The sequence below is a fragment of the Vandammella animalimorsus genome, assembly GCF_002285265.1.
Taxonomy (GTDB): Bacteria; Pseudomonadota; Gammaproteobacteria; order Burkholderiales; family Burkholderiaceae_C; genus Lampropedia.
In genome coordinates this window covers 49,385-62,125 of record NZ_NSJB01000013.1, presented here as the reverse complement: position 1 = coordinate 62,125, position 12,741 = coordinate 49,385, and the positions used below count along the sequence as shown (strand labels likewise).

General features: G+C 69.7%; 7 protein-coding genes. 6 read left to right on the top strand and 1 reads right to left on the bottom strand.

Annotated elements, in window-relative coordinates; genetic code table 11:
- Nucleotides 1-412: 412 nt before the first annotated feature.
- The 3 genes from CK625_RS12295 (at nucleotide 413) to CK625_RS12285 (ending at nucleotide 8,141) form a co-directional block, all read left to right on the top strand.
- Nucleotides 413-2,260, top strand: a complete 1,848-nt coding sequence (locus CK625_RS12295; protein WP_143326278.1) for an autotransporter assembly complex protein TamA — start codon at nucleotides 413-415, stop codon at nucleotides 2,258-2,260.
- A 65-nt stretch (nucleotides 2,261-2,325) separates the two neighbouring features.
- Nucleotides 2,326-7,101, top strand: coding sequence for a translocation/assembly module TamB domain-containing protein (locus CK625_RS12290; RefSeq protein ID WP_095540617.1), 4,776 nt, complete (start codon nucleotides 2,326-2,328; stop codon nucleotides 7,099-7,101).
- A gap of 59 nt (nucleotides 7,102-7,160) precedes the next feature.
- The gene (locus tag CK625_RS12285) at nucleotides 7,161-8,141 is read left to right on the top strand and encodes an AEC family transporter (protein ID WP_095540616.1); all 981 of its coding nucleotides are present in this window, start codon (nucleotides 7,161-7,163) and stop codon (nucleotides 8,139-8,141) included.
- A 72-nt stretch (nucleotides 8,142-8,213) separates the two neighbouring features.
- Here CK625_RS12285 and CK625_RS12280 read toward each other — a convergent pair whose 3' ends face one another.
- A complete protein-coding gene (locus tag CK625_RS12280) occupies nucleotides 8,214-9,440 on the bottom strand; it encodes a DUF445 domain-containing protein (protein WP_095540615.1) in 1,227 nt (408 codons plus the stop codon).
- 176 nt (nucleotides 9,441-9,616) lie between these two features.
- Here CK625_RS12280 and CK625_RS12275 point away from each other — a divergent pair, with 176 nt between their 5' ends.
- The 3 genes from CK625_RS12275 to CK625_RS12265 all read left to right on the top strand — a co-directional run bounded on the left by CK625_RS12275 (nucleotide 9,617) and on the right by CK625_RS12265 (nucleotide 12,733).
- Nucleotides 9,617-10,837, top strand: coding sequence for a M20 aminoacylase family protein (locus tag CK625_RS12275; protein ID WP_095540614.1), 1,221 nt, complete (start codon nucleotides 9,617-9,619; stop codon nucleotides 10,835-10,837).
- 184 nt (nucleotides 10,838-11,021) lie between these two features.
- A complete protein-coding gene (gene dapF, locus CK625_RS12270) occupies nucleotides 11,022-11,945 on the top strand; it encodes a diaminopimelate epimerase (protein ID WP_095540613.1) in 924 nt (307 codons plus the stop codon).
- Nucleotides 11,942-12,733, top strand: a complete 792-nt coding sequence (locus CK625_RS12265; RefSeq protein ID WP_095540612.1) for a DUF484 family protein — start codon at nucleotides 11,942-11,944, stop codon at nucleotides 12,731-12,733. The genes dapF and CK625_RS12265 overlap by 4 nt, the downstream gene beginning before the upstream one ends.
- Nucleotides 12,734-12,741: the final 8 nt, after the last annotated feature.

The following is a 12,741-nucleotide window of genomic DNA, read 5'->3' as shown; positions in this document are numbered from 1 at the left end:
GCGCATTGCTTCCCATCCCAAACCGCTTCTTGCCCATTCGCGCCGGGATTTTGAGCAGGTTCTCGACCGTTTTCGGGGGGAGACGGTCGGCATGATCGCCTGGCCAATGGGTTCACTTCCTTCGCACAGGCCCTTTGCCGGACGCGGCCGCATGCCCGGGTGGCCAGTGTCAGAATACGGGGCCATGAAAGGTGTATTTTTTTCACGGGGCGCTCAGGCCAGCGTGCAGCGCTGGGCCTGCTTGCCCCTGGCAGGCGTCGTTGCGCTGGTGTTGGCAGCATGTGGCTCGCTGTCTGAGCAGCCGCGGCAGGCCCAGACGGAAGGTGTCGCGGCCCAGGCAGTGCCTGCAGGCGCTGCCGCAGAGGCCTCCAGCCCACCCGCCGCCCAGCGCCGCAGCAGCGCAGCCGATGCGATGACCGATGTGACCATGGACGCCGCCCCAGGCAGTGCCCAGCCTGCCGCCGATGCCGCCGCAGGCGGCGCTACGGATGTGGCGGCCGATGCGGCAGACGATGCCGAGCCGCAGCAGGGCGCGCAGGCGCCGCTGTCCTTCACGGTGCAGGTGCGCAGCAGCCAGCGCGACATTGCCCAGCACCTGGAGCGCCACCTGGCGCTGCAACGCTATGTGCATTTCCCGGATTTGCGCGAACTGGAGTTCAACCGCCTGATGGCCGAGGCCGACGCCAATGCGCGCGATTTGCTCGCTGCGCTGGGGTACTTCAACCCGCAGCTGGAGCTGCGCGTGGAGCAAGGCCAGGAGCAGGCGCCGCGGCGCATCGTGATCGAGGTCGATCCGGGGCCGCAGACCACGGTGGCCAGCCACCGCATCGAATTTGCCGAGCCCATGGCCAGCGATGCCCAGGCCCAGCCGCAGCGCGAGCGCATCGAGCGGCGCTGGTCGCTCAAGCCGGGCGATGCCTTCACGCAGTCGGCCTGGGACAGCGCCAAGAGCGAGGGGCTGCGCGTGCTGCAGCGCCGGCGCTACCCGACGGCGCAGATCGCCCACAGCCAGGCGCGCATTGACGCCGACGACAACCGCGCCACGCTGCACGTGGCCTATGACGCCGGCCCCTTGTACCGCTTTGGCCAGCTCAAGCTCACCGGCGTGCAGCGCTACGACGCCCAGGGCATTCGCAACATCGTGCGTCTGCCCATCGGCGCAGACTACAGCGAGGACGTGCTGCTCGACGCCCAGCAGCGCCTGGCCAGCAGCGGTTATTTCGAGTCGGCATTTTTGATGCTCGACACCGAAAACAGCGACCCTGAAAACGCCACGGTGATTGCGCAGCTGCGCGAGGCCAAGCTGCAAAAGGCCGTCTTCGGCCTGGGCCTGAGCACCGATGCCGGGCCGCGCCTGTCGTTCGATCACACGCACAACCGGCTCTGGCCGCTGGGCTGGCGCGCGCTCAGCCAGATCGCGCTGGACGCCAAGAACCAGAAGGCTTCGACCCAGTGGACGGCCATGCCCAACCGCGCCGGTTGGTCGTGGTACATGGGCGCGGCGCTGGAGCGCGCCGATGCCGGAGACTTCAAGTCCCAGAGCCTGGCGCTGGCGGGCGGGCGCAGCAAGTCCGTGGGCCACATCGAGCGGCGCTACTACCTGCAGTACGACATGGGCCGGCTCGAAGGCGGCGATGCGCCGGGCAGCGCCTCGGCGCTGATGGCCAACTACGCCTGGACCGGGCGCTACTTCAACAACGACAGCAACCCCACGCGCGGCTACGGCCTGGGCGCGCAGGCTGGCCTGGGCATGACGCTGACGCCCTCGCAAGACCCTTTCCTGCGCCTGCACCTGCGCGGCATGTACTTCTGGCCCATGGGCGAGCGCAACGCCGCCGGGCGCCGCAGCCGCCTGGCGCTGCGCGGCGAGCTGGGCGCGGTGCTGGCCGATGACGATGTGGAAATCCCGCCGGCGCTGCTGTTTCTCACCGGCGGCGACACCACGGTGCGCGGCTACAGCTATCACAGCATCGGCACGCGCTCGCTGGCGGGCAAGCTCTACGGCGGGCGTTACATGGGCATTGGCAGCCTGGAGTGGCAGCGCCCCATCACGCTCATGGGCAACAGCGCCGATTGGGAGCATGCCGTGTTCCTCGACATGGGCGCGGTGGCCGACCACTCCGGCCGCGCCGCGCTCTACACCGGCCTGGGCACGGGCATCCGCTGGAACAGCCCTGTTGGCCCCATGCAGGCGGACATTGCCTACGGCCTGAAAAAACAGCAGCTGCGCCTGCACCTGCGCATGGGCTTTACTTTCTGAACAAGCGGCGCAGCGCGGCGCATGGCCCTGGGCCGCGCCGCGCTGCGCCGCCTGGCGCTTGAATGATGAACGATCACACCCGGGCGGATGCGCCGCCCACCGACCCCTCCATCGTTGCGGGCCGCGCGCCTGCGGCCCCGGCCGCTGGCCATGACCAGCCAGCGCGCCGCCCGCGCTGGCGCTGGCTGCGCGCCTTGTTGTGGCTGCTGCTGGGCCTGGTGCTGTTGCTGGCGCTGGCGCTGGGCGGGCTGTGGTGGTGGGCCAGCCGCGATGGCTCGCTGCCGCGCGCGCTGGCGCTGGCGCAGCGCTACCTGCCCGCCGGCCACACGCTCGACTACAGCCAGGCGCAAGGCTCCATCACCGGCGGCGGCCAGATCGGCGCGCTGCAATGGCAAATGCCCGGCGTGGCGCTGCACATCGATGATCTGCGGCTGGACTGGACGCTGTCCGAACTGCTGGGCCGCGCGCTGCACGTGCGCACCCTGCAGGCCCAGCGCGTGCATGTGCGCCTGACGCCCCAGCCCGATGCGCCGCCCCCGCCTGAGCAGCAGCCCTTTGTCATGCCCGACTCTCTGGCCCTGCCGCTGCGCAGCGTGCAATTGCCGCTGCAGGTGCAGACCCTGGAGATCGAAACCGTCGATGCCGCAGGCCAGAGCCAGACCCAGGTGCTGCAAGACCTGCGCGCGCACTACCGCTACGACGCGCCCTGGCACGCGCTGCAGCTGCACAGCCTGCACTACGGCCAAAGCCAGGCCCAGGGCCTGGTGCGGCTGCACGCCCAGCAGCTCGATGTACAGGCCACGCTGGGTGCCTGGCTGCACGACGTGGTGCCCCAGACGCCGCAGACCATGCAGGCCCTGCTGACGGCCGAAGGCGCCCTGGCCGGCGGGCCCGATGCGCAGCTGCAATTGCAACTGCAGGCGCAGGAGCGCGCCGCCACCGCCAGCGCCCCGGCCGATCTGCTGGCCGCCTGGGCTGTGGAGGCGAGCGAGGCCGCGCAGACCAGCGCCGCGCAAGCCGCGGCGGCCACAGATTCGGCTCCCCAAACAGCCGCCAAGACGCCAGCCAAGGCAGCGGCCAGCGCCGCAGCGCTGGCGCAATTGCAGCTGCAGGCGCAGATCCACCCCTGGCGTCGCCTGCCGTTGGGCCAGAGCCGCGTGCAGCTGGCGCACATCAATGCCCAGGCTTTCCACGCCCAGGCCCCGGCCACTGATTTGTACGGCACGCTGGCGCTGGCGCCGCAGCCCTCGGCCCCGGCAGCCCAGGCGCAAGAGCCGTGGGCCGCGCCCTGGCAACTGCAGGCCGAAATCGACAACCGCCAGCCCGGCAACTGGGATGCGCAGCGGCTGCCTGTGCGCCGCCTGCAGGCGTTGCTGCACTATGCCCCCGAGGCCGTGCGCATCGAACAGGCCACCGTGGAACTCGAAGGCAGAGCCCCAGCCGGTCGGCTGCAACTGAGTGGCCAGGCCGATCCGCAGCGCTGGAATACGGCCGAGCTGGATCTGGCGCTGCATGCCATTGATCTGGAGGCCCTGCAGGCCAGCCTGCCGCACACGCGCCTGAGTGGCCAGGCCAAGCTGCGCCCGGCCCCAGGCGCACCCTTGGCCCAGGCGCCAGATGGCGTACCACATGGCGCGCAGCCCGATTGGCTGCAATCGCCCTGGCAAATCGACGCCGAGCTGCGCAACGCACAGGCCGGGCCGCTGGATCGGCAGCGCCTGCCGCTGGCGCAGCTGCTGGCGCAACTGCAGATCGCGCCCGAGCGCTGGAGCGTCCAAACCCTGCAGGCGCACTTTGGCGCCGCTGCCGCCAACGCGCAGACTGCGGCCCAGGCGGGGCCAGCGCATCTGCAACTGCAAGGCCACTTCGCCCCGCAAACTCAGGCCTTGGCCGTGCAAGGCGAGCTGCAGCAACTGCCGCTGCAGGCCGTGCACGGCGAGCTGGCCAGCGCGCAAGCGCCCAGCCTGAGCGGGGCGTTCTCCGCCCAGGGCCAGCTGGAGCAGGACATCGCCTTCGAGGCCGACATCCGTGGCACTGGCGCGGCCCAGGCTGGGCCGGGCGCAGCCTGGGCCGTGCGCACCATCCAGGCCAAAGGCCGCTGGCAGTCGCAGCTGCTGGACGTGCAGCAGCTACAGCTGGATGCGCTGGGCGCCAAGGTTGAGGCCAGCAAACTGCAGGTGGCCTTGCCTGCGGCCGAGCGCATCGAAGCCGTGCTCAGCGCCAGCGCGCCTGGCCTGAGCCTGCAGGCCGACACGGCCATGCAGCAGGCCACAGGCGCAGGCAAGCTGGCGCTGCAGGTGGCCTCGGCCGAGCAACTGCTGGCCTGGCTGCGCGGGCTGCCTGTGGTTGGCGCGACCTTGCCGCCGCTGCAGGCCCAAGGCGCGTTGCAGTTCGAGGCCGACTGGAATGGCGGCTGGCAGCAGTGGCTGCAAGGCCTGCAAAAGCCCGCCGCCCATCCGCAGCTGCGCTTGGCTGCCAAGGCGCACAGCCAGGGCCTGCGCATCGTGCTGCCCGCAGCCGACAGCCCCGCGCAAACCCAAGCCAAGGCCAAAGGCAAAACCCAGCAGAAAACGCCCGCCAAGCCAGCCAGCCAGGCCCCAGGCACGCAACTGGCCATCCGGGCCTTGCAACTGCAGCTCGAAGGCAATCTGGCTGCCGCCACGCTGGCTTTGCATGGCGATGTGCGCGCCAACGATGCGCAGGCCGTGCTGGATGCGCGTGCGCGCATGAGCCAGGCCCAGGCCACAGGCGGCGCAACTGCCGCTTGGGACATCGCCATCGAGCAACTGGGCGCGGCTGCCACGCTGCCCGGCCAGGCCGGGCCCTGGCGCTTGCAAGTGGCCGATGGCCTGCGCCTGAAGCTGCAAAACGGCCAGGCGCTGCGCGTGGATGCCACGGCCGGTCAGGCCAGCCTGACGCCGCCGGCGCAGGTGGCCCGCCAGGGCGAGGCGCTGCAGCTGCGCTGGGAGCCGCTGCAATGGCAGCAGCGCCCAGGCGGCGCCATGCAGTTGCAAAGCCGCGGCCAGTTCAGCGGCCTGGTGGTTGGCTGGGTCGATGCGCTGCTGCCGCAGCAGCGCCCCTTGCAGGCTGCGGGCCTGCACTCCAGCCTGGTGCTGCAAGGCAATTGGGACATCGACATGGGCCAGCAGCTGCGCGTGCAGGCCGCGCTGCAGCGCAGCAGCGGCGAGCTGTGGCTGGGCGAGCCATCGGCCGCGCAAGCCGCAGCGGCTGTGGCCCCGGGCACGACGGTGCAAAGCAACGCACCGCGCCGGCGCGGCGTGGCCGCAGGCATCAAGAATTTGGCGCTGCGCCTGCAATCGCAGGGTGAGCAGTTGCAGGCCACGCTCGATTGGGACACCGAGCGCGCTGGCACCGTGCAGGCGCAGGTGCAGACGCGGCTGGCCAAGCAGGGCGGCGGCTGGGCCTTGCCAGCCGATGCGCCGCTGGACGGCCGCGTGCAGGCCAAGGTGCAGGACCTGGGCGTCTGGGCTGGCTTGGCGCCACTGGGCTGGCGCATTGCCGGCGCCCTGGAGGCCGACGTGCGGCTGGCTGGCACGCTGCAGGCGCCGCAGTTGCAGGGCCCAATCCGGGCGCGCCAGCTTAATTTGCGTTCGGTGCTCGATGGGGTGGACTTGCACGATGGTCGCCTTGAGGCCCAGCTCCAGGGCAGTCGCCTGCAGATCGAAGAGCTGGTGCTGCACGGCGGCACGGGCAGCAATGCCTACGTGCCCGGCCTGAGCGGCAACCGCACGCCTGCGCCGGTGGAGCGCGGCCGCATGGTGGCCAGCGGCGTGCTCGATTGGAGCGGCGCGGCCGGGGCCGCCGGCACGGGCCTGGCGCTGGATGTGAAGGCGCAGCTGGAGCAAATGCAGGTGTTGGTGCGCAACGATCGGCAAATGAGCCTGAGCGGCACGCTGCAGGCGGCGCTGGCTGATGGCGCGCTGCGCGTGCGCGGCGACGTGCGGGTCGATCGCGCCGCCATCACCTTGCCCGAATCCCAAGCGCCAGTGCTGGGCGACGACGTGCTGGTGGTGCGCCGTGGCGTGCCGCAAGATCAGGTCGCGCCCAAGAGCGCGAAGCAACGGGCCGAAGAACGGGCCGAGAAGCAGGCCGAGCAGGAAGAGGGCGAGCAACCGCGCGGCCAGCTGAAAACGGCCAAGCCCATGGATTTGCGCATTCAGCTTGACCTGGGGCGCGATTTCGCGTTGCAGGGCTATGGCATCACCACGCGTCTGGAAGGCAATCTGACCGTTACCAGCACTGCCAAGGGGCCGGGGCCGGTGAGCGTGGTCGGCGAGATTCGCACCGACGAGGGCCGTTACCGCGCCTGGGGCCAGGCGCTGAATGTGGAGCGCGGCGTGGTGCGCTTCAATGGCCCGTACGCCAACCCCTCCATCGACATGCTGGCGGTGCGCCCGAACATCGACGTGCGCGCCGGCGTGCGCGTCACCGGCACGGCGCAGGCGCCGCGTGTGCGGCTGTACTCCGAGCCTTCGCTGCCCGAGTCCGAGGCCTTGTCCTGGGTCGTGCTGGGGCGTGCGCCGGGCGCGGGTTCGGGCGGCGGCAACGCCATGCAGCAGGCGGCGCTGGGCTTGCTCGCTGGCAGCGTGGGCGACAGCCTGGCCGGTGGCCTGGGCTTTGACGAAGTGGGCCTGAGCCAGAGCGGGGTCTCCATCGGCAAGCGCCTGTCTGACCAGCTCTACATCACCTACGAGGCCGGTCTGTCAGGCGCAGCCAGCACGCTGTACGTGTTCTACGACATCACGCGGCGGCTGACGGCGCGCGGCCAAACGGGCCAGACCAGCGCGGTGGATTTGATCTACACCATCAGCTACGACTGAGCCACACCCAGCCATACGACCAAGCCCTGCTGCGGCAGGGCTGCCGACATTCTTGCGCCATGACCCATCCCGTTTTTGAAGCGCTGTTGCCGGTGGTGCTGCTGATCGCCCTGGGCTACTGCGTGGGCCGCAAGGGCTGGGTGGGCGCGGCGGCCACCAAGGATTTGTCCAATTTGGTGTTTTTGGTGCTGGCGCCGGCGCTGCTGTTTCGCACCATGAGCGGCGTGCGCGTGCAGGACATCGACTTCCGCCCGGTGCTGGTGTACTTCGGCGCCATGTGGCTGGTGTTTGGCGCGGTGCTTTGGCGTTTGGGGCTGACGCGCCGCGCCGCCGTGCTGGGCCTGGCGGCCACCTTTTCCAACACCTTGATGATCGGCGTGCCACTGGTGGGTCTGGCCTATGGCCAGCAGGGGCTGGTGACGCTGTTTGCGCTGGTCTCGCTGCACGCCTTTGTGATGTTGACCATGGTGACGGTGGTGCTGGAGTTTGCCGTGCTGGCCGAGCAGCAGCGCGCTGCAGGCGGCAGCGCGGCCGCTGCGCTGCACTGGCCGGCGCGGCTGCGCAAGCTGGCGCTGACGGTGGCGCGCGCCGGCCGGGCCTCGCTGCTGCACCCGGTGCCGCTGCCCATCCTCTGCGGCCTGTTGTTTGCGCAGACCGGCCTGCAGCTGCCAGGTGTGATCGACCGGCCGCTGCAGCTGCTGGGCGCGGCCTTTGGCCCGGTGGCGCTGCTGTTGGTGGGCATCAGCCTGGCGGGTACGGCCCTGGGCGGGCATTGGCGCGTGGCGCTGGGCCTGATGCTGATGAAAAACCTGCTGCACCCGCTGGTGCTGGCGCTGCTGGGGCTGGCCCTGGGCTTTGCCGGGGTGCCTTTTGCGGTGATGGTGCTGGCCGCCAGCCTGCCCATTGGCGCCAACGTTTACCTCTACGCCATGCGCTACCGCGTGGCCGAGGAGGAAGTCACCGCCGCCATTGCCATGTCCACCATGCTGGGTGTGGCCACGGTGGCGCTGGTCATGGCCTTGGTGCCGTATTTGCCATAGGGTCAGCACGCCGCGCTGCGCACTGTCCTGCTGGATTGGAGCAGGCCTTGCCGAGCGGCTTTGAGCAGGCGCTCAGCCCATGGCCCACTGCGTGAGGGTGTGGATGATCAGCCCCACCAGGCCGCCCACCAGCGTGCCGTTGATGCGGATGTATTGCAGGTCGCGGCCCAGGTGGGTCTCCACCTCCTCGATCAGCTCGCGCGTGTCCCACTGGCCGACGCGCTCGCTGATGTAGCGGCGGATGGCCGGGCGGTAGCGCTCGACGATCTGCGGGCCCAGCTCCTGCACCTGGGCGTTGAGCCATTGCTGCATTTGCGGGTTGTCTTGCAACTCGCGCCCCAGGTGGGTGATGCCGGCAATCAGGCGCTGGTGCAGGCTGGAGTGCGGGTCCTGTACGTCGCGCTCCAGCCAGCGCAGCAGGTCGCCCCAGAGCGCCTGCAGATACTCGTTCAGGGCCGGGTGCTGCAGCAGGTCGTCGCGCACCTGGTTGGCTTTTTGCTGCAGCTGCGGGTCGCTGCGCAGGCGCTCGATCCAGTCGCGCACGGCGCGGTCCAGGCGCTGGCGCAGCGGGTGCTCGGGCGACTCGCCCATCTCGGCCAGGTTGCGCGCGATGGCGGCGACGATCTTGCGCGTGGTCAGGCGCGCGGCGGCCTGGTCCAGCGCCAGGTAGCGCAGCGCGCGCAGCTCGCGCGCAATGGCCTGGGTGATGTGCTGCTGGGCGCTGTCGCTCTCGACCACGCCGGCCAGCTGGGTCAGCATTTCGTCGAGCAGGCTCTGGTGGCGCTGCTCGGCGGTGAGCGCATCGAGCACGGCGGCGCTGCTGTGCGAGACGTCGATTTGCTGCAGCGCGGTGCGCACGTTGCGCGTGAAGAAGCTGCGCACACGCTCGTCGTCCAGCGCCGTCAGCCCGAACTGCGCCGTGGCCACCATGGGCTGCACCAGCGCGCGGGCGTTGCCTGGCTGCTGCAGCCATTGCGCCAGCCAGGGCGCGGCGTCCCAGCGGGCCAGGCGTTCGCGCACGTGCTGGCCGCTGAGGAAGTTGCGGTCGAGGAAGTCGGCCAGGCCCACGCCCAGGCGCTGCTGGTTTTTGGCCAGCACCGCCGTGTGCGGAATGGGCAGGCCCATGGGGTGGCGAAACAGCGCCACGACGGCAAACCAATCGGCCAGCGCGCCGACCATGCCGGCCTCGGCAAAGGCCGCCACGTACGGCCAGGCCGGGTGCTGCGCACTCAGCGCCGTGGCGACGATGTAGGTGATGGTGACGGCGAGCAGCAGGAACAGGGCAATGGAATGTCGCATGGCTGAAAAACGGTGCAGTGGCGGTGCGGTGAGGAAGGGGGCAGCAGGGGCGCATCTTGCCAGAGCCTGCTGCGGCCGCGGCAATGGCCGCCAGGCGGCGCTGGCATTGCAATGGTGGTATCGTGCGCCAGGCCTTCGAGCAGGCTTTTTACTCCACGAGACACCCCTTCTGATTTATGAAGCTGATTGATTCCATCGTTGACCAGGCGCAGGAGCTGGCGGCATTGCGCAAGGACATCCACGCCCACCCGGAGCTGGGTTTTGAGGAACACCGCACGGCCGAGCTGGTCGCCCAGCGCCTTGCGCAATGGGGCATCCCCGTGCACCGTGGCCTGGGGGTGACCGGGGTGGTGGGCATCGTGCACGGCCGCGACGGCGGCGCCAGCGGCCGGGCCATCGGCCTGCGCGCCGACATGGATGCGCTGCCCATGCAGGAGTTCAACACCTTCGCGCACGCCAGCCAGACGCCGGGCAAGATGCACGCCTGCGGCCACGACGGCCACACGGCCATGCTGCTGGCGGCGGCGGCGCACTGGGCGCATGGCCGCCACCGTGATTTCGACGGCACGGTGTATCTGATCTTCCAGCCGGCCGAGGAGGGCGGCGGCGGCGCGCGCGAGATGGTGCAGCAGGGCCTGTTCGAGCAATTCCCGATGGATGCGGTCTTTGGCATGCACAACTGGCCGGGCATGCCGGTGGGCAGCATGGCCGTGGGCGCCGGGCCGGTGATGGCCTCGTCCAACGAGTTCTGCGTGCGCATCCGTGGCAAGGGCGGGCACGCCGCAATGCCCAATCTGGCCGTGGATCCGATGCCCGTGGCCTGCCAGATGGTGCTGGCTTTTCAGACCATCGTCAGCCGCAACGTCAAGCCGCTGGACACGGCCGTGCTGTCCGTGACCATGGTGCATGGCGGCGAGGCCAACAACGTCATCCCCGATGCCTGCGAGCTGCGCGGCACGGTGCGCACCTTCCGCACCGAGGTGCTGGATCTGGTCGAGGCGCGCATGCGCAAGCTGGCGCTGGACATCGGCAGCGCCTTCGAGTGCGAGGTGGAGTTCGAGTTCGAGCGCAATTACCCGGCCACCGTCAACACCGAGGCCGAGGCGGCGCTGGCGCAGCGCGTCATGCGCGACATGCTGGGCGCCGAGCACACCCTGGCGCAAGAGCCGTCGATGGGCGCGGAGGATTTCTCCTTCATGCTGCTGGAAAAGCCCGGCGCCTATTGCTTCATCGGCAATGGCGATGGCGGGCACCGCGTGGCGGGCCATGGCGTGGGCCCCTGCCTGCTGCACAACCCCAGCTACGACTTCAACGACGCGCTGATCCCGCTGGGCGGCAGCTACTGGGTGCGGCTGGCCGAGCGCTGGTTTGCCGAGCAGGCCGGTCAGGGCCAGTGATGCGATGGCCCTGGCGCGACGCAGGGCTTGCTGGAGCCTGCTTTGCGCACGGCAGGCAATCAAGCGGACTTGGGAGGTCTGCGGGCGGCGCAAAAACTTGCCGGGCCATCAGGCCCGGCGGCTTTTTGTTTCTTGCCCACTTGCGACGGGATTTTGAGCAGGCCCCAGGCAACATGACGACACCATGAAATTGAGCTTCACGAAAATGCAGGGCGCGGGCAACGATTTTGTCGTGCTCGATGAAACCCAAGGCCTGCTGGGCCTGAGCGCGGCGCAGTACCGCTGGCTGGCCGATCGGCGCTTTGGCGTCGGGGCCGATCAAATCCTGACGGTGCGGGCCGCGCCGCCGGCGCAGGCCGGCCAGGTCGATTTCGAATACATCATCCACAACGCCGATGGCGGCGAGGTGGAGCAGTGCGGCAACGGCGCGCGCTGCTTTGCCCGCTATGTGTTCGACAAGGGGCTGACGCACAAGAAGCAAATTCGCGTGCTGACCCGCGCGGGCATCATCGCCCCGCAGCTGCAGGACGATGGCCGCGTGACTGTGCGCATGGGCTGCCCGCGCTGGCAGCCCGGGCAGATCCCCTTCGACGCCCAGGGCCTGCGCAGCCAGGCCCAGCATCAGGACACCCTTTGGTGGCTGCCGCTGGAGCCGTCGGAGCTACTGGAGCCGCCGGCGGCCGGTGCGCAGCGCGAGCAGGGCGCAGGCGTCTGGCTCAGCGTGGTGTCCATGGGCAACCCGCACGCCGTGCAGCGCGTGGCCTCTGTGCAGGACGCGCCGGTGGCGGTGCAGGGCGCCTGGATCGAGCGGCACCCGCGCTTTGCCCAGCGCGTCAACGCTGGCTTCATGCAGGTGCGCAGCCGCAGCGAGATCGCCCTGCGCGTCTACGAGCGCGGCGTGGGCGAGACCCTGGCCTGCGGCACGGGCGCGTGCGCGGCGGTGGTCAGCGGCATCCGCCAGGGGCTGCTCGATACTTGCGTTGACGTCCACATGCCCGGCGGCATGCTGACCATAGAATGGCAAGGTGGCCCGGCCGACGAGGTGCTGATGACCGGCCCAGCGCAGACCGTTTTTGAAGGCACCATTGAGATTGCAGACAGCTTATGACGACCACCCCGCCCGTGCAGCACGCCGGGCTGGCCACCGAGGAGGACGTGGCCAGCTACCTGATCAGCAACCCGGAGTTTTTTGAACGCTTTGCCGAAGTGCTGGGCACTGTGCAGCTGGCCAGCCCGCATGGCGGCAAGACCGTCAGCCTGCACGAGCGCCAGACCCTCATGCTGCGCGAGAAGATCAAGGCCCTGGAGGCCAGCATCGTCGAGATGATGGGCTACGGCAGCGAGAACGCGCAGATCATCGAAAAGGCCCACGCCTGGACGGCGGCCATGCTGCGCGAGCGCGACAGCGCCAGGCTGCCGGCGCTGCTGGCCGAGCAGCTGCAGCAGCTGTTTGGCGTGCCGCAGGTGTACCTGCGCCTGTGGGATCTGGCCCCGGCCTATGCCGATCTGCCCGAAGTGCAGCGCGTCGTGCCCGAGAGCAAGCAGCACATTGCCAGCCTGGCCAAGCCCTACTGCGGCCCGCGCGGCAGCGTCGAAGGGCTGCAAGGCCTGGCCGGCGAGGGCTGCGATCTGGCCGAAGTGCAATCCATCGCCATCTTGCCGCTGCGCGCCGGCGCGGCGCAGGCGCAGCAAATCACCTTTGGCTATTTGCTGCTGACCTCCTCCGACAGCCACCGCTTCACACAGGACATGGGCACGGACCTGCTCACCCGCTTGGCGGAGCTGGCCAGCGCAGCCATGCAGCGCCTGTTGCCCGATGAAACCATCGGCTGGATCCAGCATCAGGAGCGCCTGGCGCGCCAGCAAAGCGGGCAGGCCGAGCTGCCGCTGGAATAAGCCCGCGT

Bases quoted from the DNA above. Each gene is read 5' to 3' on its own strand.
- dapF (WP_095540613.1), top strand. From the start codon at position 11,022: ATGAAATTGAGCTTCACGAAAATGCAGGGCGCGGGCAACGATTTTGTC.
- CK625_RS12265 (WP_095540612.1), top strand. From the start codon at position 11,942: ATGACGACCACCCCGCCCGTGCAGCACGCCGGGCTGGCCACCGAGGAG.
- CK625_RS12280 (WP_095540615.1), bottom strand. From the start codon at position 9,440: ATGCGACATTCCATTGCCCTGTTCCTGCTGCTCGCCGTCACCATCACC.
- CK625_RS12275 (WP_095540614.1), top strand. From the start codon at position 9,617: ATGAAGCTGATTGATTCCATCGTTGACCAGGCGCAGGAGCTGGCGGCA.
- CK625_RS12285 (WP_095540616.1), top strand. From the start codon at position 7,161: ATGACCCATCCCGTTTTTGAAGCGCTGTTGCCGGTGGTGCTGCTGATC.
- CK625_RS12290 (WP_095540617.1), top strand. From the start codon at position 2,326: ATGAACGATCACACCCGGGCGGATGCGCCGCCCACCGACCCCTCCATC.
- CK625_RS12295 (WP_143326278.1), top strand. From the start codon at position 413: ATGACCGATGTGACCATGGACGCCGCCCCAGGCAGTGCCCAGCCTGCC.